General features: G+C 36.9%; 17 protein-coding genes and 4 pseudogenes. 8 read left to right on the forward strand and 13 right to left on the reverse strand.

What is annotated here, in order from left to right:
• Nucleotides 1-98 precede the first annotated feature (98 nt).
• Nucleotides 99-2,172: pseudogene (gene uvrB / locus L950_RS35530) on the reverse strand (excinuclease ABC subunit UvrB).
• Between the two features lie 152 nt (nucleotides 2,173-2,324).
• Here uvrB and upp point away from each other — a divergent pair.
• From upp to L950_RS37365, 5 genes and pseudogenes are all read left to right on the forward strand, one after another.
• The gene (gene upp, locus L950_RS15720; protein WP_021190634.1) at nucleotides 2,325-2,969 is read left to right on the forward strand and encodes a uracil phosphoribosyltransferase; all 645 of its coding nucleotides are present in this window, start codon (nucleotides 2,325-2,327) and stop codon (nucleotides 2,967-2,969) included.
• A 118-nt stretch (nucleotides 2,970-3,087) separates the two neighbouring features.
• Nucleotides 3,088-3,561, forward strand: a complete 474-nt coding sequence (locus tag L950_RS15725) for a ribonuclease H-like YkuK family protein (RefSeq protein ID WP_021190635.1) — start codon at nucleotides 3,088-3,090, stop codon at nucleotides 3,559-3,561.
• 209 nt (nucleotides 3,562-3,770) lie between these two features.
• A pseudogene (pnuC, locus tag L950_RS15730) lies at nucleotides 3,771-4,318 on the forward strand (nicotinamide riboside transporter PnuC).
• A gap of 34 nt (nucleotides 4,319-4,352) precedes the next feature.
• Nucleotides 4,353-4,883, forward strand: coding sequence for an AAA family ATPase (locus tag L950_RS15735; RefSeq protein ID WP_021190638.1), 531 nt, complete (start codon nucleotides 4,353-4,355; stop codon nucleotides 4,881-4,883).
• A 280-nt stretch (nucleotides 4,884-5,163) separates the two neighbouring features.
• Nucleotides 5,164-5,628 (forward strand): annotated as a pseudogene (locus L950_RS37365) (Crp/Fnr family transcriptional regulator); the annotation flags it as partial.
• A gap of 418 nt (nucleotides 5,629-6,046) precedes the next feature.
• Here the strand turns inward: L950_RS37365 and ahcY are convergent.
• Nucleotides 6,047-7,363, reverse strand: a complete 1,317-nt coding sequence (ahcY, locus tag L950_RS15745) for an adenosylhomocysteinase (RefSeq protein WP_021190641.1) — start codon at nucleotides 7,361-7,363, stop codon at nucleotides 6,047-6,049.
• A gap of 171 nt (nucleotides 7,364-7,534) precedes the next feature.
• Between ahcY and L950_RS15750 the strand changes: the two genes are divergently transcribed.
• Nucleotides 7,535-7,945, forward strand: coding sequence for a BrxA/BrxB family bacilliredoxin (locus L950_RS15750; RefSeq protein ID WP_021190642.1), 411 nt, complete (start codon nucleotides 7,535-7,537; stop codon nucleotides 7,943-7,945).
• A 110-nt stretch (nucleotides 7,946-8,055) separates the two neighbouring features.
• Here the strand turns inward: L950_RS15750 and L950_RS15755 are convergent, their stop codons facing one another.
• The 8 genes from L950_RS15755 to lipA all read right to left on the reverse strand — a co-directional run bounded on the left by L950_RS15755 (nucleotide 8,056) and on the right by lipA (nucleotide 14,470).
• Nucleotides 8,056-8,625, reverse strand: a complete 570-nt coding sequence (locus tag L950_RS15755; RefSeq protein WP_231577323.1) for a hypothetical protein — start codon at nucleotides 8,623-8,625, stop codon at nucleotides 8,056-8,058.
• 181 nt (nucleotides 8,626-8,806) lie between these two features.
• Nucleotides 8,807-9,046, reverse strand: a complete 240-nt coding sequence (locus L950_RS15760) for a hypothetical protein (RefSeq protein WP_156169715.1) — start codon at nucleotides 9,044-9,046, stop codon at nucleotides 8,807-8,809.
• A 240-nt stretch (nucleotides 9,047-9,286) separates the two neighbouring features.
• Nucleotides 9,287-10,468 carry an ABC transporter permease gene (locus L950_RS15765; protein ID WP_031288666.1) on the reverse strand — a complete coding sequence of 394 codons (1,182 nt, stop codon included), beginning with the start codon at nucleotides 10,466-10,468 and terminating at the stop codon, nucleotides 9,287-9,289.
• 46 nt (nucleotides 10,469-10,514) lie between these two features.
• Entirely contained in the window at nucleotides 10,515-11,444 is a 930-nt protein-coding gene (locus tag L950_RS15770; RefSeq protein ID WP_021190646.1) for an HlyD family secretion protein, read from the reverse strand.
• Between the two features lie 2 nt (nucleotides 11,445-11,446).
• Nucleotides 11,447-11,668: a TolC family protein gene (locus L950_RS35535; protein ID WP_052764429.1), complete on the reverse strand. Its 222-nt coding sequence runs from the start codon at nucleotides 11,666-11,668 to the stop codon at nucleotides 11,447-11,449.
• Nucleotides 11,644-12,837 carry a TolC family protein gene (locus L950_RS15775; RefSeq protein ID WP_197086460.1) on the reverse strand — a complete coding sequence of 398 codons (1,194 nt, stop codon included), beginning with the start codon at nucleotides 12,835-12,837 and terminating at the stop codon, nucleotides 11,644-11,646. Before L950_RS15775 ends, L950_RS35535 begins: the two co-directional genes overlap by 25 nt.
• A gap of 97 nt (nucleotides 12,838-12,934) precedes the next feature.
• Nucleotides 12,935-13,498, reverse strand: a complete 564-nt coding sequence (locus L950_RS15780) for a Crp/Fnr family transcriptional regulator (protein ID WP_021190647.1) — start codon at nucleotides 13,496-13,498, stop codon at nucleotides 12,935-12,937.
• A gap of 90 nt (nucleotides 13,499-13,588) precedes the next feature.
• Complete coding sequence (lipA, locus tag L950_RS15785; protein WP_021190648.1) at nucleotides 13,589-14,470, reverse strand: lipoyl synthase; 882 nt, start codon at nucleotides 14,468-14,470, stop codon at nucleotides 13,589-13,591.
• 580 nt (nucleotides 14,471-15,050) lie between these two features.
• Between lipA and L950_RS15790 the strand changes: the two genes are divergently transcribed.
• Together L950_RS15790 and carB are read left to right on the forward strand one after the other, a co-directional pair.
• Nucleotides 15,051-16,877 (forward strand): family 20 glycosylhydrolase, encoded by a 1,827-nt coding sequence (locus L950_RS15790; RefSeq protein WP_021190649.1) that lies wholly within the window; start codon nucleotides 15,051-15,053, stop codon nucleotides 16,875-16,877.
• Nucleotides 16,878-17,104: 227 nt separating this feature from the next.
• A pseudogene (carB, locus tag L950_RS15795) lies at nucleotides 17,105-19,920 on the forward strand (carbamoyl-phosphate synthase large subunit).
• A gap of 76 nt (nucleotides 19,921-19,996) precedes the next feature.
• Here carB and L950_RS15800 read toward each other — a convergent pair.
• The 3 genes from L950_RS15800 to L950_RS33505 all read right to left on the reverse strand — a co-directional run.
• Nucleotides 19,997-20,965 carry a formylglycine-generating enzyme family protein gene (locus L950_RS15800; protein WP_021190650.1) on the reverse strand — a complete coding sequence of 323 codons (969 nt, stop codon included), beginning with the start codon at nucleotides 20,963-20,965 and terminating at the stop codon, nucleotides 19,997-19,999.
• 242 nt (nucleotides 20,966-21,207) lie between these two features.
• Nucleotides 21,208-22,617 (reverse strand): Gfo/Idh/MocA family protein, encoded by a 1,410-nt coding sequence (locus L950_RS15805; protein ID WP_021190651.1) that lies wholly within the window; start codon nucleotides 22,615-22,617, stop codon nucleotides 21,208-21,210.
• 560 nt (nucleotides 22,618-23,177) lie between these two features.
• Nucleotides 23,178-23,407, reverse strand: a 230-nt coding sequence (locus tag L950_RS33505; protein WP_231577324.1) for a hypothetical protein, incomplete at its 5' end; no start/stop codon positions are given.

Genomic DNA, 23,407 nt, shown 5'->3' on the forward strand with positions numbered 1-23,407 from the left:
GTCTTAAAACACGTCAAAGAATATGAATATGAAAGTCAGGATTACAAGTTAATTCAGGATTCAGCATTGCTGGACATTAATTAAAGGCGTAACAAACTTTAATATAAGAAAAAAGTAATAAAAAAAAGGGCATTAAGCCCTTTTAATTTAAATCGTTCATCAAATATTTTCTCTAGGGAGAACATCTCATCTCTAAGTTTAGCGGCCTCTAAGAAGTCCATTTCTTTGGCTGCCTTTTCCATTTTCTTACGAACTGTATCGATCGCTTTTTTAAGCTCTTTCTCACCTAGGTATTGTAACACCGGATCTGCGGCAATGCCTACCGAAGGATCTGGCTCAACATATATCTTTGGCTCCAGTCCATTGAAATCAGCGACCGAGGTTTGCTCCATAATCTCCTCTTTAGTTTTTCCGACAGTTCGAGGCGTAATATGATGTTCTTCGTTATATTTCATTTGTTTCTCACGACGGCGGGTAGTCTCATCAATAGTAGCAGCCATACTATCTGTCATCCGATCTGCATACATAATCACACGCCCTTTGTCATTACGCGCAGCACGACCGATTGTCTGAATCAATGATCTCTGAGAACGCAAAAAACCTTCCTTATCAGCATCCAATATCGCGACTAATGTTACTTCAGGTAAATCAAGACCTTCTCTCAATAAGTTGACCCCTACCAGAACATCAAATTCACCAAGACGCAATCCTCTTAAAATTTCGACCCGTTCCAATGTCTTTACCTCAGAGTGAATATACCTAACTTTTATATGCAGCTTAGTCATATATTTGGTTAACTCTTCTGCCATACGCTTCGTCAACGTTGTCGCTAACACACGTCCACCGGCTTTAATGGCCTTATCTGCCTCCTCAAGGAAATCATCCACCTGATTAATCGCAGGATGAACTTCAATAATCGGATCTAACAACCCTGTAGGCCGTATAACTTGCTCAACAAAAACACCTTCCGTCTGCTGTAACTCGTAATCTCCCGGTGTTGCAGAAACATAAATCGTCTGATTCGTCAAAGATTCAAATTCAGGGAAATTCAAAGGCCTATTGTCAAGCGCTGCCGGTAACCTAAAACCATGTTCTACCAAAGCAATTTTTCTGGAACGGTCTCCACCATACATGGCCCGTAATTGCGGAATCGTTACATGACTTTCGTCTATAACAAGTAAATAATCTTCGGGAAAATAATCCAGTAAACAGAAAGGGCGCATCCCAGGCTCACGACCATCAAAAAACCGCGAATAATTTTCAATTCCGGAACAATAGCCAAGCTCTCGCATCATCTCCAGATCGTAATTAACACGTTCTTCCAGACGTTTCGCTTCCAGCATCTTACCTTCCTCTTCCAACTGTGTTCTACGTTGCACCATCTCTTCTTGAATTGCCCAGATCGTTGAAGTAAACTTTTCCTTTGGTGTTACAAAGAGTGTTGCAGGAAAAAGAGCTAGATCTTCCATTCTACTTAAGGTCTTTCCTGTTACCGGATCGATTTCACTCAACTCATCAATCTCATCACCAAAAATGATACGCGAATGGCAAAATCCAAATAGGCTGGGAAAATATCTACTGTATCGCCCTTCACACGAAAGTACCTCTCTTAAATTCAGTCGTCGTACGCGCATACAAGATCTCAACCAAGCGATGCAAAAATGCGTTACGGGAAATCACTGTCCCAACAGCAAATCGAAAAATCGACTTGGAGAAATCTTCAGGATTACCCATACCATAAATACAGGAAACAGAAGATACAACAATAACATCACGCCTTCCCGACATCAGTGCCGTTGTAGTAGCAAGACGTAATTTCTCAATCTCTTCATTGATCGCTAGATCTTTCTCAATATACGTATTCGATGACGCAATAAAAGCTTCCGGCTGATAGTAGTCGTAATAAGAAACAAAATAATTGACAGCATTGTCAGGAAAAAACTGCTTAAACTCTCCGTAAAGCTGAGCTGCTAATGTTTTATTATGGCTGAGTATTAAAGTCGGTTTCTGTGTTTGCTGAATCACATTCGCCACTGTAAACGTTTTTCCAGATCCAGTCACCCCTAAGAGTGTTTGGTATTGTTCTCCTTCGTTTAAACCCTGCACCAATTCTTTGATTGCAGAAGGTTGATCTCCAGTAGGCTTATATTCAGACGTAAGTTGGAACTTCATAAAATCTTATTCAAGTAATACAAATTTAATCAAAATAAATGAGGCATTTATATTATTCAATGAGTCTGCTATTCACAACTATTTTTCCGTTTAAACAAACAATAAGTAATAATATTTGTGTAAATTGGTATAATCACTAAAATCTACACGATATGCTCAATATCCTCAGCACACAGAACAGCATCGCAAATCAATACATTGCAGAACTACGTGATGTCAACATTCAGAAAGACCGCATGCGCTTCCGGCGCAATCTAGAACGCCTTGGGGAAATATTTGCCTATGAAATCAGTAAAACACTGACTTATGCACCTGTAGATGTAGAAACTCCATTGGGTGTTGCAAATACGCAGATGCTCCTTGATCAACCCGTTTTGGCAACTATTCTGCGAGCAGGATTACCCTTACATCAAGGTTTGTTGAATGTTTTCGATCACTCGGACAGTGCATTTATTGCGGCCTATCGTCACACCAAGAAAAGTGGTGAATTTGAAATCCATAAAGAATATGTAAACACCCCAAATCTGGATAACAAAATTGTCATTGTTGCCGATCCGATGCTCGCCACCGGAAAAAGCGCAGTACTATGCTGTAAGGATCTTTTAAATGATTATGCAATTAGAGAATTACATATTGTTATTGCTATCGCTTCCGAAGAAGGTATTAGACATGTGCAGGCATTCTTACCCAAAGCGACAATATGGGTCGGAGCAGTAGATAATGAACTGACAAGCAAAGCGTACATTGTACCCGGTTTAGGCGATGCGGGAGACCTTGCTTTTGGAAATAAGCATTAGTCTTTTAATAATTTAGTAGTAAAAACTTAATACAGAGCATCGCTCTTAACACATTATATATCAGTAAATTTAAACAACAAAATGAAATACGCACATACACAAACTAACTTATCTTTATATGACTTGGCAAAAATACAATGGCGAAAGCATCAAGACATCCATATGGGATGCTGTTGAAACCAACATCTTAAAAGAAATAGATCTAGGCAATAAGCTCAAAGTTTATATCGGGACAGATTCACAGATTAAAAGAGGAACTATTGATTTTGCAACCGTTATTGTTTTCCTCCGAGAACACCGAGGCGGATTTATGTTCGTACATAAAGATAAAAGAAATCACCTGATGGGCATTAAAGAACGGATGCTCCTCGAAGTTCAAAAATCCATCGACGTTGCTTACGCACTTTGTCCACTCCTAGAGCAATACCAAGTCGATTTGGAAGTCCATGCAGACATTAATACCAATCCTAATTTTCAATCTAATGTCGCATTAAAAGAAGCCATGGGTTACATTATGGGAATGGGTTTTGTGTTCAAGGCAAAACCAGAATCATTTGCCAGTACGACTTGTGCAAACAAGCAAGTACAATAAATGAAAATAGTGACTGAGCACCTTAAAGATCGTTCGATACGATAGCTCTAATAGTTCGCAATTCATCTTAAAGTGTTGATGTCCTAAAATTACTTTTGGACAAATGAACGGTTTTGCTAAATTCGTATCTTTACTTCTAAAGACACGAGAGCTATGCCAGCAATTATACAGCAGATTATACAACAATTTGCCCAGACGACCATGCTTGAATGGATCGGTACCATCACCGGTTTTTATGTGTCTATCTCGCCGCTAAACAACATATCCTTAATTGGCCCATCAGCGTAATCAGTGTGGTGACCTATGGCTATATTTTCTATCATAGTAAATTATATGGGGACGCCGTATTACAACTCTATTTTTTAGTTACAGCCATTTATGGCTGGTATTATTGGTCAAAGAAAATCAGAGAAAACGATAAGCCTATTGTCTCCTTTACAAAACGTGAAATGCTGTTCACGATAATTACTATCGGAATCCTGACTGCTTTGCTTGGCACTTTTCTACAAAAGCTGACCGATTCAGACGTTCCATATGCAGATGTTTTTGCACTGCCGTAAGCTTTGTTGCACAATTTTTAATGACACGAAAAGTACTGCAGAACTGGCTACTGTGGGTTTTTGTAGATATCTGTTATATTCCACTTTACCTACATAAAGGTTTACTGCTAACGGCGATTCTATATTTTGTATTTGCCGTGATTGCTTGGGGAGGCTATAGAGACTGGAAGTCCACTTATCGTACTTTTATGCAATAATTTCCAAACAAGATGCCTAACTTTATGCGCACAAATGAGTACATCAAATCCAGAATTAATGAAGATCGCTGTCGTTGGACCTGAATCAACAGGTAAATCAACGATTGCTCAGGCTATAGCAAGACATTTCAACACGGTTTGCGTGCCTGAATTTGCACGTGAATATTGTAAAAACTTGCATAATGAATACACGCTGCAAGATGAAGTTAATATGTATTATGGACAAATCGCGCTTGAAGACACTTTAATACCTTTAGCCTATAATAATATGTTGATATGTGATACAACGATATTGACTGTCAAAATCTGGTGTGATCATCTCTTTGGTGATACACCTCAGGAAGTAAAAAACGAAATACAACAACGACCATATGACCTTTTCCTACTCATGGATATCGACCTACCATGGGAGGAAGATCCATTACGCGATTTCCCGGAGCAACGTGAACACTTTATGGAAGTTTGGAAACAGGAATTAAATCAACTCAATGCGCGATATGCCATTATTTCCGGATTAGGAGCTGAACGTTTTGAAAATGCACTTAAGGCGATTAAAAGCAAATAACTTTTTTGCCATTTGTATTAAACTGATATCGAAGCTCGTTCATAATTCATAGATTCCGGTTGTAGAAATGTCAAAAGTAATATTGATCATAAAAAAGATTTTATCTTGGTAGCACCGCAAAATAAATCGTATTTTAACATGCAATAGGCTTTGTAGCAGAACTGAACCAATTTATGAATACAGAAAAAATTGCTAGAATTTTCTTTAAGTATAAAGAACCATCAAGAGGATTAATCAACTTTTTAGACGAATACACTGAAATTATTCACTATCCAAAAAAACCAAATTACTCAAAGAAGGACAAATCAGTCAACACATTTATTTTATTCTTTCGGGCTCCATTCGAATTCACTCTTACGATCAACAGGGAAATAATCAAACCTCAAGCTTATTATTTGAAAATGATCTGGTTTTATCTGTATTTAGTTTTTTTAGCAATAAACCATCTGTAGAAGCGATCGAAACTATTGAAGATTGTGAAATAATTAAAATTCCCAAAAAACAATTAGAAAAAATATATGAAGATTTCCCAGAATTCAATTATTTCGGAAGAAGAATGACGGAGGAATACTATATAAATTCAGAAAAACGCATTTATAATTTAAGAATGTTATCTGCAAAAGATCGTTATTTCCAATTTATTGAAGAAAACCAACAGGCTCTTAAAAGAATACCATTAAGATATATTGCCTCGTATTTAGGCATTAATTTATCAACATTAAGTCGGATCAGAGCAAATACATAATTATTTGACTTTTGTCAAATTGATTAAGATAATATTAAAATAAGTTTGGTAAACAATTCATTTACATAATTATGAAAAAGCTTATTTTAATTATTTCCTATTTAAGCATCCTATTGAATGCTTATCAATATCTATTATGGTTTATATCTGCACTAAAATAGAAGATAGTAGAATCAATGAAACTTATGATCGGTATACATTACAGCTAGACATGATCGTATATGTTATACTTCAATTAATATTACCAATTATTCTAGTTTATATTCTACTCATAAAATTTAAAGAACATTATATCTTAATTACATTACTGATTATTTTCACCTTTATGAATGCATGGTCAGTTATGTGAAAGCGACCAACAGCAATAAACAAAAAAGCCTCAATTGAAATCAATTGAGGCTTTTTACAAAAAATAATACTAGTAACGGTAAGCTTCCGCTTTAAACGGACCATCAACTGTAACACCAATATAAGAAGCCTGCTCTTCAGTCAACACATCCAGTTCAACACCGATATGCGCTAAATGTAAACGAGCAACTTTCTCATCCAAATATTTTGGAAGTGTATACACTTTATTCTCATAAGCAGCCGTATTCGTCCATAATTCCAATTGCGCTAACGTTTGGTTTGTGAATGAATTTGACATTACGAATGAAGGATGTCCAGTAGCACAGCCTAAATTCACTAATCTACCTTCTGCTAATAAAATGATATCAACACCGTCAATCGTATATTTATCAACCTGAGGTTTAATTTCAATTTTTGTATTACCATAGTTTTCATTTAACCAAGCAACATCAATTTCATTATCAAAGTGACCGATATTACAAACGACCGTTTTGTCTTTCATTGATTTGAAATGCTCAGGACGAACAATATCTTTATTACCTGTAGTCGTAACAACGATATTAGCTTCTTTCACAGCATCAGCAAATTTTTTCACTTCAAATCCTTCCATAGCAGCCTGTAAAGCACAGATAGGATCGATTTCAGTAACGATAACACGAACACCAGCAGAACGTAAAGACTCTGCAGAACCTTTTCCTACATCACCGTAACCCGCTACAACAGCAACTTTACCTGCCAACATCAAATCTGTTGCACGACGGATAGCATCCACTAAAGATTCGCGGCAACCATATTTATTATCAAATTTAGATTTTGTAACAGAATCATTAACATTGATAGCTGGTAAATGTAATGTCCCGTTCTTCATACGTTCGTATAAACGGTGAACACCAGTAGTTGTTTCTTCAGACAAACCTTTGATTTCAGCGATCAATTCTGGATATTTATCAAACACCATATTTGTTAAATCACCACCATCGTCTAAGATCATATTCAACGGTTGACGCTCTTCACCAAAGAATAATGTTTGCTCAATACACCAATTGAATTCTTCTTCGTTCATACCTTTCCAAGCATATACGGGAATCCCAGCAGCTGCAATGGCAGCAGCGGCGTGGTCTTGTGTAGAAAAGATATTACAAGATGACCAAGTCACATCAGCACCCAGTTCAACCAAAGTTTCAATTAAAACAGCTGTCTGAATAGTCATGTGAAGACAACCCGCAATACGCGCACCTTTTAAAGGTTTTGCAGCACCAAACTCAGCACGAAGGCTCATTAAACCCGGCATTTCAGCTTCCGCTAATTCTATTTCTTTACGGCCCCATTCAGCAAGGGTGATGTCCTTAACTTTGTATGGTACGTACGTACTTTCTACTGATGACATATATTATTCTTTTTAAGTTTTAAATTTATTAGCAAAAATACCATTCAATACCTTTAAATCAAAACGTTGAATTTGAAAGCTGTAAAATTCTGACATTGTTTTGAGACTAACGTCTTGACTTAGCTCCTAACAACACTTATATTTGTATGATTAAATTTAAAAAAGAAGATTATGTATCCAGAATATTTAGTAGAACCAATGCGTAAAGAGCTTACAGATGTAGGTTTCGAAGAATTAAAAACTGCTGAGCAAGTTGATGCGGCTATTGCTACAGAAGGAACTGTATTTGTGGTTGTAAACTCAGTATGTGGTTGTGCAGCAGCAAATGCTCGTCCTGCTGCTAAAGCGGCAGTAAAAAATGAAAAACATCCAACTAAATTTGTTACTGTTTTTGCTGGTATGGAAAAAGAAGCTGTTGATAAAGCTAGAAACTATATGTTGCCTTATCCTCCGTCTTCTCCTGCTATGGCATTATTCAAAGATGGCAAATTAGTTCACATGATAGAAAGACATATGATTGAAGGTCGCTCTGCCCAAATGATCGCTGATAATTTAGCAGCTGCATTTGACGAGTACTGTTAATCATTTATTTTGATTTTTGAAAAAGAAAAAGGCTGTTCGAGTTATTCGAATAGCCTTTTTTGATATTATCAAATCATTTGTTTTGCTCAAATGAGCCTTGCAGATTCAAATTAATTTCTTGGTATGTAAGTCTTATTACCATTACTATTGATATAGTATTTGCCACCTTCTGGGCCAATATATACATCATGACCATTATACTTCTCTGAAGATAACTTGCCTGCAGTTGCTTTAGTAGGAGTTGCAGTCGATTTTTTCACCTTATTTGTTGAAGCTGTCACATTACTTTTAGCTTTCTCAGTTGATTTAATCGCTTTTTCTGATTCCGCTTTTGATAAAGCGCTTTCGTTCTTAACTGACTGCTTATTTACTTCCTTCGCTTTTATTGCTTCATCCTTCGCTTTTCCGGCAGCTTTAGTAGCTTTAACGGCATCTGATTTAGCGACCTTACTTTCTTTTTCAGCGACCTGTTTTGTACTTGCAGCATTCTCCTTTACTTTTTCCGAAGCTTTTACCGTTTTACTTGCGGAAACCTTCTCCTTTTTAGCTGTCTCTTTTGCTTTTACGGTATTATCCTTCACCGCTTTCTCTGTTTTTTTAACAGCCTTGTTTGGAGTAGTTTCTTGTGCAGTACTCATGGTAATACCAAACACAGAAACAAATGCAGCTAATGCTGCCATTTTTTTAAAATAATTTAAGGTATTCATAACCCAATATATTTAAGTGTAAAACTAGTTTTAAAAATCAAAACAAATGCCAAAATACCTTTACAACAAGCACGTTAACAGATATTTAACGTTACTAATGGTTTAATAAAAAAAGGGTTTTATGAGATCAGTCATAAACCTTTAATCTGGTTCTTTATTTACCTGGTGGCTTAGCTTTAGGCATCATTTTATTACCCTTTCTGTCAGGAGTCTTTTTTCCTGCAGTTGAATCCTTTGCCGCCTCAGGATTTTCTTTAACCGGTGCTGCTGGCTTCACCTTTGGTTCCGATTTTTTCACAGGATGCGTCTGTTGCGCAGATACTGCGGCTGCTCCATAAACCAATAAAGAGGCAACGATAGCTGCAGTTATTCCTGAAAATTTTATTGCTTTCATAATTGAAGATAGCGTTAGTTTATTTTGATAAGAATCGCTCAAACCAAGTGCCACAAAACAATCCCAAAATTATTTAACACACTTATTTACAATAAATTAAAATCAAAAATCATTTATTATTGTATTATAATAATTATGATTACAAGTAATGATGTTATTTTTAAACTGAAATTTGTAAAATATTAAAACTGTATGTTTTAACCTCCATACTTCATGCACATATCCTTATATTCATACACATCATTCAATCTCCTTAACAACTGGTACATTCTCCTTCTTTATTTTTCGAACTTTTAAATACAATAGAACAAATGAAAGAATAAAACAAACAACTGTTGTCAAAGCCAGCGCTAAGATCGAGGACTTCACATTTGCAACTGCCCCCTGTTCTATCACTAACACTCGGAAGATCTCTAAATAATGTGTCAGCGGAATCAATTTAGAGATATAGACTACCCAATCAGGCATCTGGCTCAAAGGCCACGTAAAGCCGCTCAAGATAAAGCTTGGTGTAGCGATAACCATGAGTATCTCGGTTGCTTTAAGTTGACTCGGAATAATAATACTCACCAGTATACCGATAAAACTAACTGCGAGTAAGAAGAATACAGTTCCTAATAAAAACGGACCAATTGGTATTTCAAGAGGCATTCTATAAAAAAGTGAAAAACCATAATAAAGAAAATAAATACCTACGGACATGATCAAAAAAGGAGCTATTTTCACTAAAATCAGCAGCAGCACATTAGACGATTTAGATACTAACTCCTTAAATGTTCCCTTTTCAAACTCTGATGCAAAACTTAATGCCAAAGCTAACATCATCACTTGTTGTAATACAGTTAATAGCACGCCCGGAAGCATGAAATATAAATAGTTTCCGCTTTTAATATGCTGTTTAATGATTGTAGTTTTAAAAGGTTCATATTGCTGATTGGCTACGTACCCTGGGACACCTTTCTTCTGCTGTGCTTTAATCTGAATACCAGCTTTTAATGTTGCTGCACAGACATTCGCCGCCATGCTCGCATAATTAGAAGTTAATGTATTGGCTGCATTGACAAAGAGCGTCAACTCCGTAGAACGGTTATAGTTCACATCCGAATCAAAATTCTTTGGAATCTGTACCACAACCGTTGCTTCATGTTTCAATGCCTCTTGTTTTGCATTAAAAGCATCTGGCAAAACTGCTGCAACATAAATCACCTCACTCTCATTAAACATTGTGATCAGTTGCTTGCTTAGCGGACTTCTGTCTTGATCTACAACAATAATAGGTAGATGAGTCACTTTACCCTTTTGATAAACTGCACCAATTAACACCCCATATAAAATAGGTGCGCCCACAAAAAGCATCAATAACACTTTATTTTGAAAAAAGAGCCTAAATTCTCGTTTTAATAAGGATACGAATGTGCGCATAATACTTATTTTGTGTTATCAAGATGAAGAATAAACGTCGCCTTAGTCAATAATTTATCCGAACCATCTTTTGCACAGGTTTCAATTTTACCTCAAACAAAGATTCCTGCTGTTCAAAATCAGGATAAGCCGTAGCAATATTCGCATAAGAACTCAATGTTTTAATGGAAACCACCTCAGCTTCTATTTTTTTATTCTCTAAATATGGAAATGAAAGTTGCTGCTTACTTCCTACCGTCAGGTTATGTAACTGCTTTTCAGGAATTGTAACCCGAAAATAGGTACCATCCACCAAGTAACCAGAAATTAAGCTATATCCCGCCAAAGCAAGTTCCCCGACTTTTAAATTTATGGTTTCAATTGTCATATTTTGAGGCGCGATGATAAAACGTTCCTTCGTTGCAACATCCACTTCGGATACCGCCCCTATTGCTCTCTCCTTTTGTCCCAGCGCCATTTTCTGCTGTTCTATTCGGGCACCGTTTTCAGCATCCGCAAGTTCGGCCTGAACAGCTAAATATTGATTCTTTGCTCCTTGAAATTTCATATAAACTTCATCGTATTGCTGTTGAGCAACCAAAGAGTCCTTAATGAGGTTTTGCATTCTATTCAGTGATTTTTGTGCAAATTCAAATTGCTCACGCAACCCATCACGCTTCGCTCGCAATTGCTTCAACTGATTATCTGTTGCTCCTTTTACAGCCATTTTATATTGCGCCTCAGCAGACTCAAGAGCCCCTTTAGCCTGAATAGATTTGGCTTCAACCTCTGGAAACTCCAAAATCATCAAGGTGTCACCAGCCTGCACAACATCGCCCTCACTCACTAAAATCTGATGTATTTTGCCAGGAATCTTGGTCGTTACAGCAATCTGATCCCGCTCAATCTTTCCCTCAAAAGTATTTTTAAGAGGAGCTTCATTGCTACAGCTTTGCATTAATGCCGCGATTCCAAGTATAGATATATATTTTCTCATAATTATTTCACTAATGATTGATAAAGACTTCCTTGTGATTTTAATAATTCTAAAACAGCAGTACGCTGTAATAAAAGTTGATTATAAAAACTAAGTGACTGCTTGTAAAGCTCATTTTCTGCACTTAACCTTTCCGTTACATCTATTAATCCAGCTTCAAATTGCTTTGATGCCAATGAAAGATTATTATTTGCAATTTTTATCTGCTGTTCATGCACCGCCATTTTTTCATCGACAACTGGTAATCCGAATTTGTCTTACGTTGCAGCAACATTAGTTTATCCCGCGTATCATTCCATTTATTCTGATTCATAACCAGGTCCAGATTTGCTTTTTTGATATTATTTCGATGTTGATTTCCATCAAATACATCCCACTTAACACCAACCCCTACAGCAAAACCCGGTGCCATCTGAAAATGATTAGCACTTAAATTAAGATCACCGGCAAGCGGTACATCTTTGAATTTGAACTTTGTGTCAAAGGCGTTGAAATAAAAAGCACTACCAAAAGCAAAAATCTGTGGTAATTTTGCTCCCTTTTCTTTTTTCAGTACATACTCGTACGCACGTTGAGAACTTGCCAAAGCTTGCATTTCCTTCCTGTTCTCTACAGCAGGTTGTACCGGATCTACAATCGCTAGTTCCAATGGATAACTCACTGTCTTAAGACTATCTAGAGGCATTTTAGTCAATTCCTCCAATTTAAAATATAAGAGTTCACGACTATTGGTCGATTCGGCTTTCTTGCTTTCTAACTCCAGCATAGCCAATTTAATTTTATCACGATCGTAAGGTATAGCCAAACCATTCTCGATCGCTTTTACTACTTTAAGATGCTCCTTATTCAACCTTTTCTCCGAATCAGCAATCAAAGCATCAACTTCTTTCAATAACATGATCTGATCGAAAGTCTGCACCACTTCCTGAGCAAGGCCCTCATAACCGGCCTCGGTCATTAGCTGCTGTGCTTTATACTTTTCATCCAAAGCTTTTTTCCCATTCGTAATCTGTAGACCACTAAAGATAACCTGTGTCGCATTTACACCCGCAAAGCCAACCTGAGAAGAGGTATTAAATTTTTGTGCACCTTCAAAAAGATTCAGGCCCAAGATCGGGAGGGTTTTTGTCGGAAGATCTAATTCTCCACTAGCATTGAGGTATCCATACATACCCATAGCAGATATGTGGGGTAATAACTTTCCGCTCACAGAATTCTTATCTAAAAGGGTTTTCTGATTTTCTAAATAACTATTCTTAATATCGCTATTATTCTGAATTGCCTTTTGAATAAATTCTTTTAGCTGGGGACTAATACCTTGCTGTCCAAACGTTGTATTTTGAAACAGAAAAGGCATTAAAAATATAAAGCATGAAATCTTTTTAACTAACATATTCATAACTCGCATAAGGGTCGATTAGTATATTAAGTAACAATACAAAGATGCGTATGTTTTACGATTTAATTAAGATATCTTAAAAAGGAAAAAATTAATCAAGTTGTCCTCTTATTACCGATAAAGTCTGTTGCGACATCCCTAAATATGAGGCAATATGTCCTAGAGAAGCATTTTTAAGAAGTTCCGAATTTTCTGTTAATAGGAATTGGTATCGTTCCATAGCCGTTTGAAACTGCATATTATAAAACCGATTGGAGAAACTGATCACCGAATCGAGTAAAACTTTTTGAATGATCTGATTCACAACAATGTGAGTCTTTGCTAATTCCAAAATATGTTGAAAAGGTATGAATGAAATTTTACATGTGGTCAAGGCTTGAAAACCAAATAAAGAAGGTTTTTGATAGAAAACACTCTCTATACCTGTACTAAATGTATTGGGTCCAAAGAAATAATGTGTAATATCCTTCCCATTCTTATAGTAGAAGATCCGTGTTAAGCCAGATTCTACAAAATAAATATATTTTAAGTAGCTATCAGGTTCAAAAATTATATCTCCTTTATAAAATTCCTTTGTTTCAATAATCTGAGAAAACAACAACATTAAGTCGTCATCAATAAGATATAAGGTTTTGAAATGTTCCAATGCAGTCATAACTTAAATATGCCAATTTTAAATCAAAAAACCACAAAAAAAGCCCTTACTATAAATAGTAAGGGCTTTTCTAACATATATTTTTTTCTCCTATTGCATATCAAACAAATGCTTTTCTGCATGATAAGAAGATCTCACTAATGGACCTGATTCAACATATTTGAATCCCATTTTTAAACCAATTTCTTTATATTTATCAAACTGCGCAGGTGTAACCCACTCCACTACAGGGTGATGAGCCTTAGTCGGCTGTAAGTATTGACCTATTGTTAAAATATCAACCCCTACATTAAATAAATCTTGCATTGTCTCAATAACATCTTCCTCAGTCTCTCCAAAACCAAGCATTATACCCGATTTGGTACGCAGACCAGCTTCAGAAATACGACGAAGACATTCTAATGAACGATCATATTTTGCTTGAATACGCACTTCACGAGTCAAACGTCTTACGGTTTCAATATTATGAGATACAACCTCCGGACGAACAGCAAGCACGCGATCAAGATTTTCCCATTGTCCTTTAAAATCAGGAATCAAAGTCTCTAAAGTAGTAGTAGGGCTTTCTTGACGAATAGCATTGATTGTTTCTGCCCAAATGATAGAACCCCCATCTTTTAAGTCATCACGATCGACCGAAGTAATGACACAATGTTTCACCTGCATCAGTTTAACCGAATTAGCAACTCGCGCTGGTTCATCCAGTTCAACAGCTTTGGGACGCCCCGTTGATACAGCGCAAAACGAACACGAACGTGTACAAATATTGCCTAAAATCATGAATGTAGCAGTTCCTGCACCCCAACACTCACCCATATTAGGACAGTTTCCACTCTCACAGATCGTATGTAGCTTATGCTCGTCTACTAGGCCTCTTACATGTCTATATTCTTTACCAACTGGCAATTTTACACGCAACCAATCTGGCTTACGCTGTGTTTGTGTTGCAGGGATAACTGGAAGTTCAATCATACTGCAAAGTTAATGATTATAAATGTAATTTTTTATCGACATTTTGTTTGAATACTATCATAATAACCATTGTCACCACATATCATACAGTTGAACGTATTGTTTTTTTATGATATTTGTAAAACATCATATTAAATACCAATTCACATGCGATTTAGCCATTCAGTAACTTTGGTACTTTTAGCGGGACTTTTACCCCTAAAAATATTTGCTCAGCAAATTTTGACTTAATACCGAAACCCAGCAGTCTTACACTAGCAGTTGGTTCTTATCAAATTCCAGCTTTTCCAAAAGTTTATGTTTCAGAAGAATTCATAAATGCCAGTCAGTTACTAACGGAACATCCGGCTATAACATCTATTACGACCGAAATTGTAAAAAGATAAAGAAAGCTCCCAAAGAAGGAATTCGCATCTTAAAAGCTGAGGAAACAGATAAACTAGATAAAGCAGCCTATCGCATCGGTATTACTGATAAAGGAATTGTTATCCTAGCTCATGAAGTTGCCCCTGTCATCAATGCCATTTACACACTTGTTCAACTCGGCTACTTACAGGACGATCCTGCTCAGATAAATGCTGTGGATATCGAAGATCAACCAAGTTTTTCATATCGCGGATTACATTTAGATCCTTCACGTCATTTTATTCCTTTCCCTATTATGAAGAAATTTGTAGATGTTATGGCTCTCTACAAATTGAATAATCTGCACTGGCATTTGACTGATGGAGCGGGATGGAGATTAGAGATTAAGAAATACCCAGAATTAACCAATAAAGCGGCGTGGCGCACACATGTAAAATGGAAAGACTGGTGGAACAATGGCCGTCAATATGTGGATGCAGGAACTCCAAATGCAAGTGGTGGATTCTATACACAGGATCAAGCCCGAGAACTCGTAGCCTATGCCGCGCAACGGGGGATTAATGTCATTCCTGAAGTTGAAATGCCTGGACACTCTGAAGAAGTTTTAGCCATTTACCCCGAATTATCCTGCTCCGGTAAACCGTATACACAATCTGAATTCTGTGTCGGTAATGAGAAAACTTATGAGTTTTTAAAAAATGTACTGGATGAAGTTATTGCCATATTTCCTTCACCTTACATTCATATTGGAGGAGATGAGGCCGATAAGAAACATTGGAAAACCTGTCCTAAATGTCAAGCTTTAAAAGCAAAAGAAGGTTTAAAATCTGAAGAAGAACTTCAAAGTTACTTGATTAAACAGATGGATGAATATGTCCAATCTAAAGGTCGTAAAATTATCGGCTGGGACGAAATCTTAGAAGGAGGATTGACAAAAGGTGCTACTGTGATGAGCTGGAGAGGCGAATCAGGAGGTATCAATTCGGCCAATGCGGGACACGATGTCATCATGACCCCAGGATCCCACCTTTATTTTGATTCATACCAAACGGACCCTAGAACGCAACCTGAAACAATTGGCGGATACCTTCCTATCAGTAAAGTCTATGAATACAACCCTATTCCAGCTGCTATTCAGCAAGATAAAATTAAGCATGTTTTAGGTGCTCAGGCAAATTTATGGGCAGAATATATGCCTAATTATCAACAACTAGAATATATGGCTTTTCCAAGAACATTAGCTTTAGCTGAAGTTGTCTGGACAAAAGCTGATCTAAAAAATTGGCCGAACTTCCATAAAAGACTGCAATCACACTATAAAATTTTACAGCACTTCGATATCAATTATTATCGACCATCGTACAATGTAAAAGCTTCCGTAGATTTTGATGCAAAGAAGGCCTCAAATACGGTAACATTAACGACCGAACAATTACATGCAGATAATATCCGATTTACGATAGATGGATCAAAACCCACTTATCAAGCAACCCCTTATAACAATTCATTTGATCTCTCTGTTCCTACGATTGTTAAAGCAGCTTACTTTTTAGATTCAACTCAGGTCGGACCCATCGAAACGATCCAACTGGATGTTCATAAAGCAATAGGAAAAGCTGTTTCTTATACAAATAAATGGGACGATGGATATCCTGCACAGAAAGAACTGACATTAACAAACGGTGTTAAAGGCGGGTTAACATACCAAGATGGGCAATGGCAAGGATTTTTAAAAGATCTTGATGTTGTTGTTGATTTCGAGCGACGTGAAGAGATCAATAGTGTTGCCATGAATTTCATGCAGATTACAGGTCCTGGCGTATATATGCCTGGAGAATTTAAAGTTTTATTATCCGAAAATGGTCGAACTTTCAGAGAGGTCGGTATCGTACAGAACGACGTTTCTGATCAAGACCCAACCTTAACTTTCAAACGGTTTGAATTGAAATTAGCGAAGCCTCAACAAGCACGTTTTGTACGTGTCGTAGCAACAAATCCGAAAAAAGGATTTCTATTTGCGGATGAGCTGATTGTCTATTAAATAATGCATTCTTTACAGAGAGCAGCGGTATTAAAAAAATGTGCTGCTGCTCTCTTTTTGACTATCCTCCCGTACATAAATGATTTATCTGAAAATAAATATCGGAAAATCAAATAAAATAATGTAATTTTGCACTCCGACAAAGCGGTCGGAATATACCCTTCTCGAAGCGCATTTTTGATTGTCTTTGTTCATACTTTGAAATTTTATTTTTTGAACTAGATATAATGCCAAGAAACACCTCCATTAAATCGGTTTTAATCATTGGATCAGGTCCAATTGTAATTGGTCAAGCCTGTGAATTTGATTATTCGGGATCTCAAGCAGCCCTTTCTCTAAAAGAAGAAGGCATTGAAGTTTCCATCATCAACTCGAACCCTGCAACGATTATGACTGATAAAGTCATTGCAGACCACGTTTATTTACTTCCTTTAACTGTAGAAAGTATTGAAGAAATTCTTAAAGAACAAAAGATTGACGCCGTTCTACCTACTATGGGTGGCCAAACAGCGTTAAACTTATGTATCGAAGCTTCAAACATCGGACTATGGGAAAAATACGACGTTAAAGTTATCGGTGTTGATGTTGCTGCAATTGAAAAAACAGAAAACCGTGAAGAGTTCCGTCAATTAATGATTGATATCGGTGTAGGTGTAGCACCTTCGAAAATCGCTAACTCTTTCTTAGAAGGTAAAGAAGCAGCGCAAGAAATTGGTTATCCATTAGTGATTCGTCCTTCTTATACCTTAGCTGGTACTGGTGGCGGATTTGTACACTCGAAAGATGAATTCGACGCAGCTCTTAGTAGAGGTTTAAGTGCTTCTCCTACTCACGAAGTATTAGTTGAAAAAGCAGTATTAGGCTGGAAAGAATTCGAATTAGAGTTATTACGTGATACCAATGATAACGTAATTATCATCTGTACTATTGAGAACTTTGATCCGATGGGAATCCATACAGGTGACTCAATCACGGTTGCTCCAGGGATGACTTATCCGACAAATGCTACCAAGACATGCGTAATCAAGCAATCCTGATGATGCGTTCTATTGGTAACTTTGCAGGAGGTTGTAACGTACAGTTCTCTGTTAATCCGGAGGATGAAGACATCATCGCAATCGAAATCAACCCTCGTGTATCTCGCTCTTCAGCATTAGCATCTAAAGCAACGGGTTACCCCATTGCAAAAATTGCTGCTAAATTAGCGATTGGTTACAATTTGGATGAATTACAAAACCAAATCACAAAAACTACGTCAGCTTACTTCGAGCCAACTTTAGATTATGTAATCGTAAAAGTACCTCGTTTCAACTTTGATAAATTCAAAGGAGCAAATACAGAATTAGGTTTGCAGATGAAAGCGGTAGGTGAAGTAATGGCAATCGGCCGTACTTTTATCGAAGCACTTCAAAAAGCATGTCAATCATTAGAAACAAACCGCGCAGGTTTAGGAGCTGATGGTCGTCAATTACGCAATTTAGAAGAAATCATGCATAGCCTTGAGCATCCAAGTGGTGATCGTCTGTTTCATATCAAAGATGCGTTTGAATTGGGTGTTCCATTGGAATCTATCCGCAAAGCAACACGTATCGATAAATGGTACTTAGTACAAATTCAAGAGTTAGTAGCCTTAGAAACAGAACTTCGCCGCTACCAATTGAATAATATTCCAAAAGACTTCTTCATGACCTTGAAACAAAAAGGTTATTCAGATATCCAAATCTCTTGGTTATTAGGAAATGTAACGGAAGATGAAGTATATGACCGTCGTAAGGCATTAGGCATTAGCCGTGTTTACAAAATGGTTGATACTTGTGCTGCGGAATTCCCTGCGCAAACACCATACTACTACTCTACTTTTGAAGAAGAAAACGAATCAGTAGCTTCTGATAAGAAAAAAATCGTTGTATTAGGTTCAGGTCCTAACCGTATCGGTCAAGGTATCGAATTTGATTACTCTTGTGTACACGGTTTATTAGCTGCTAAAGAAGCAGGATTCGAAGCAATCATGGTTAACTGTAACCCAGAGACGGTTTCAACGGACTTCAACATGGCTGATAAATTATACTTTGAGCCAGTATTCTGGGAACATGTTCGCGAAATTATTGAATTAGAGAAACCAGTAGGTGTTATCGTTCAATTAGGTGGTCAGACAGCTCTTAAAATGGCTGATCAATTAGAAGCACTTGGTGTTAAGATCATCGGAACAGATTTCCAAAATATGGATTTAGCTGAAGATCGCGGTCGTTTCTCAGATCTATTGAAATCTTTGGATATTCCTTATCCTAAGTATGGTGTAGCTGAGTCGGCAGAAGAAGCAATCAAAGTTGCGAACGAAGTTGGATATCCAGTACTTGTTCGTCCATCATATGTACTAGGTGGTCAAGGAATGAGCATCGTGATCAACGATGATGACTTAGAGAAAGCAGTTGTTAACTTATTGAAAAACCTTCCTGGAAACCGTGTCCTAATTGACCACTTCTTGGATCGTGCTGAAGAAGCAGAATCTGATTCCATCTGTGATGGTGAAGATGTACACATCATTGGTATGATGGAACACATCGAACCTGCAGGTATCCACTCTGGTGACTCTTACGCAGTACTACCTCCATTTAGCTTATCACAAGCTGTACAAGATAAAATGGCAGAGTATTCGATCAAATTAGCGAAAGCATTAGATGTAAGGGGGCTATTAAATATTCAATTCGCCGTGAAAGGTGAAAATGTATATGTAATCGAAGCAAACCCACGTGCATCTCGTACAGTTCCTTTTATCGCTAAAGCATACGATGTACCTTACATCAACATCGCAACAAAAATCATGTTAGGCGTAAACAAATTGAAAGATTTCAAAATTGAGCGCAAATTACAAGGTTGGGCAATCAAAGAACCTGTATTCTCGTTCTCTAAATTCCCTGAAGTTGATAAACAATTAGGTCCAGAAATGAAGTCTACAGGTGAAGCTATCCGTTTCATCAAAGATTTAAATGATCCTTACTTTAGAGATTTAGTTGCTAAAAAATCGATGTTCTTATCGAAATAAGCTTAAACTCTTATTGCATAAAAAGCTTCTTATTTATTTAAGAAGGCTTTTTTATAGGATCATATTTGTTCACGAGTTAAATGTCTTTAACGCATCTAAATCCTACATTGTTTGTCGGACTGTTAATCTCACCCTTTCCCCGGCTACCTGCTTTATAACGCTCACAATATTGATCATTGCACAGAAACGATCCACCCCGTTGTACTCGTTTTACAGGCCCCGGTTCATCGGGATCATATGCATCAGTTGGACCTTTAGGATTATCGGCAGTACTTTTTGCATAATAATCAGGACGATAAAAGTCAGCGCACCATTCCCAAACATTCCCTTCCATATCATACAGACCGATTGAATTTGCAGGAAAAGCTTTAACTGGCGACGTACCGATGTAACCATCTAACTTCGTATTGAGAACAGGAAACTGTCCCTGAAAAATATTTGCCAGATAGCGATCATTATCCAACAATTCATTTCCCCAATAATAGGTCATCGGATTTGATGTACGAGCACGTGCAGAGTATTCCCATTCGGCTTCTGTTGGTAAACGTTTTCCTGCCCACTTTGCATAGGCTTCAGCATCTTGATAAGCAATATGTACAACAGGAAAGTCCTCTTTACCCTTAATATTGGTATTCGGACCTTCAGGATGCTTCCAATTAGCCCCTATGACATAAGACCACCATTGCAGATGATTGGTTAAACCTTGAACCTCTTTTGGTGGTGAAAAAATAGCAGAACCTGGCTTTAACATCGCTGGATCTACACCTGGAAATTCCTTTGGATCTAACGGTCTTTCAGCCACAGTTACATAACCGGTCGCTTTTACAAATGCTTCAAATTGACCATTTGTTACTTCATGTTCATCAATTAAAAAATCATTGATTTTAACTTCATGTACAGGTTTAGCATCAACAAACTGATCCGAACCCATCATAAAATATCCACCTGTAACCTTGACCATTTTAACTTGATCAATACCAGCCCCTTCAACGATATGATGCGTAGTATCTAAATTCGAAAATCGAGAGGGAATATTTGTTGCCATATAACAGCGGGAAGAATCCTGCGAAACAAAGAGATCGGCAGTATTACCTTTCGGCTTACTGTTACTGAAGCATGAAGTCAATAAGACAAAACATGGGACACAAAAGAATATATTCCTGTACATAGGTCGGTCGATAACAAATAAAGTTACAATTTAGATATTTTTAAACAAGAAGTGAAACGATCGTCAATAAAAAAGGGAGAACAATAACCGCTCTCCCTTTCTAATAGTTAACAAAAAGATTATACGTCTAATTGAACACCGCTTACTTTACCTTCTTTTGAACGTATTTTCGTTGTACCACCACCATTTAAAGTGATATCTACAGGCTTATTCGTTTTCCATGCACCTTTAGTAAAATCAGGAATATTGACCGTTCTAGAGTTGTTTTTTACAGAATCAAAACTTAAAGGAACGATACAACTCCAAGAAGCTGCATCATAAACATCTTGATCCAATGGTAAACCATTGCGCAAACAATCTATTAATCTCCAGTCCATCATGAAATCCATTCCACCATGACCACCTACCTGTTTTGCCTGCTCACCAATAAATTTCACTAGTTCAGGTGTATATTTAGCATACAGTTCTTTCATTTTATCTTTGGAGATAAATTCATGTCCAAACGCAATATTTTCATCAGGATATTTCTGCGCATAACCTTTTGTACCGCTTAATGTATGTAATCTAGAATATGGTCTTGGCGAAGTCACATCATGTTGCAACATAATTGTCTTACCCAATTCTGTACGGATTAAAGTTGTATTCATATTACCACGGAAGTTCTTACCAACAAATTCTTGATAAAAAGAATCTTTTGCTGCCAATTCCTTCGCTTTAGCGCCCATTTGGAAATCATTTGTAGACATAGCAACTAAATGATTCATTTTATCACCACGGTTTATATTCATACATTGCGCAACCGGACCTAAACCATGTGTTGGATATAAGTTACCATTTAACTTAATATTTTCACGCAATCTCCACATATTATCGTAACCATTTTTCGCAAAATTTAAGTCCAATAAATCGTGAATATATGCTCCTTCGCCATGTAACAGCTCACCAAATAGACCTTGACGCGTCATGTTTAATGTTAGCATTTCAAAGAAATCATAGCAACAGTTCTCCAACATCATACAATGTTTTTTCGTTTCTTCTGATACGCGAACCACTTCCCAACAGTCTTTAAGAGTTAAGGCAATCGGCACTTCACACGCAACATGCGCACCAGCTTTCATTGCGCCGATACTCATGGGAGTATGATAGTCCCATGGAGAACAGATATAAACTAAATCCAATTTCTCATTTTTCAGCATGTCTTTCCATCCGTCTTCACCAGAATAAGATTTTGCATCTTTCAGCGATTTCTTACGCAGGATACCTTGAGCCCGTTCTACACGGTCTGCATGTTTATCACATAACGCAACGATCTCAACACCATCAATGTAAGACAAACGATCCACAGCACCAGGACCACGCATTCCTAAACCAATAACTGCTGCACGCACTTTATCAATCTTAGGGGCCGCATGACCGGACATGTTGAATTTTGTTGCAGCCAATACATTGGAATTTAAAGTTGGTAATGTCACCGCTACAGATGATAAGATACCCGCTTTCTTTAAGAAATCTCTTCTATTAGAATTCATATTTTGATAGATTAATTTACATACAAAATTAAAGGGGCCATAGAAAGCCCCTCTAAAATCACCTATTTTAAAACAAACTAAACAGTCTTTGAAATGATTATCAAACTTAATGATAACAGTCGTTCAATAATTAGTTATAGAATCAGCCGTAGACCTTTTCTATAACAAGAATACACTAGAAAATCGGTAATTAAAAATAAAAAAACAAAGCAATCGTTTGCTTAAAATAAACAACCGTTTGCAAAGTGACATCCAGCATTCAGATATTTCTCAAATTCTAGTAACCAATTAGTTACATCTAATAATCTTGTTCATAATTAAATGAAGAAACTTCTGAATTATAATTTATAGCATCCTGAATTCTCTTATCATGAAACGCAGAGACATGTATCTGTTATTAAAATAAAAATCATTTCTGAAGTCCTTCTTTTGGATTAATAAACATCAATCTGAAGAGCTCGTTAGCATATCTTATGAATTATTAAAATATACTATGAAATAATAATGTGTTATCAAACTGAACACAATCCTAGTAATATGTTGAAGAATCAATCAACATATTAAGAGAATCTAATGCCACTATGAGGAGCAATCAATAAGTAATTATGGATTCTGAAACTAATGGGGTTATAAGCATGGGTATGTATAGCATAAAAGCAGAAGCTGCCATTATGCTTGTCAGATAAAAAGAGGATATGAAAGCTGAATAGGTTAAATGATAAACATGACGGGCCAGTAGAAGCTACCGAAAGAACAGGAATAGCCCTGTTCTCAGCATAAAAAGGTATAA

Source organism: Sphingobacterium sp. IITKGP-BTPF85 (genome assembly GCF_001006065.1).
Taxonomy (GTDB): domain Bacteria; phylum Bacteroidota; class Bacteroidia; order Sphingobacteriales; family Sphingobacteriaceae; genus Sphingobacterium; species Sphingobacterium anhuiense.

Bases quoted from the DNA above. Each gene is read 5' to 3' on its own strand.
- upp (WP_021190634.1), top strand. From the start codon at position 2,325: ATGCTCAATATCCTCAGCACACAGAACAGCATCGCAAATCAATACATT.
- L950_RS15725 (WP_021190635.1), top strand. From the start codon at position 3,088: ATGACTTGGCAAAAATACAATGGCGAAAGCATCAAGACATCCATATGG.
- L950_RS15735 (WP_021190638.1), top strand. From the start codon at position 4,353: ATGAGTACATCAAATCCAGAATTAATGAAGATCGCTGTCGTTGGACCT.
- ahcY (WP_021190641.1), bottom strand. From the start codon at position 7,363: ATGTCATCAGTAGAAAGTACGTACGTACCATACAAAGTTAAGGACATC.
- L950_RS15750 (WP_021190642.1), top strand. From the start codon at position 7,535: ATGTATCCAGAATATTTAGTAGAACCAATGCGTAAAGAGCTTACAGAT.
- L950_RS15755 (WP_231577323.1), bottom strand. From the start codon at position 8,625: ATGGCAGCATTAGCTGCATTTGTTTCTGTGTTTGGTATTACCATGAGT.
- L950_RS15760 (WP_156169715.1), bottom strand. From the start codon at position 9,046: ATGAAAGCAATAAAATTTTCAGGAATAACTGCAGCTATCGTTGCCTCT.
- L950_RS15765 (WP_031288666.1), bottom strand. From the start codon at position 10,468: ATGCGCACATTCGTATCCTTATTAAAACGAGAATTTAGGCTCTTTTTT.
- L950_RS15770 (WP_021190646.1), bottom strand. From the start codon at position 11,444: ATGAGAAAATATATATCTATACTTGGAATCGCGGCATTAATGCAAAGC.
- L950_RS35535 (WP_052764429.1), bottom strand. From the start codon at position 11,668: ATGGCGGTGCATGAACAGCAGATAAAAATTGCAAATAATAATCTTTCA.
- L950_RS15775 (WP_197086460.1), bottom strand. From the start codon at position 12,837: ATGTTAGTTAAAAAGATTTCATGCTTTATATTTTTAATGCCTTTTCTG.
- L950_RS15780 (WP_021190647.1), bottom strand. From the start codon at position 13,498: ATGACTGCATTGGAACATTTCAAAACCTTATATCTTATTGATGACGAC.
- lipA (WP_021190648.1), bottom strand. From the start codon at position 14,470: ATGATTGAACTTCCAGTTATCCCTGCAACACAAACACAGCGTAAGCCA.
- L950_RS15800 (WP_021190650.1), bottom strand. From the start codon at position 20,965: ATGGCAACAAATATTCCCTCTCGATTTTCGAATTTAGATACTACGCAT.
- L950_RS15805 (WP_021190651.1), bottom strand. From the start codon at position 22,617: ATGAATTCTAATAGAAGAGATTTCTTAAAGAAAGCGGGTATCTTATCA.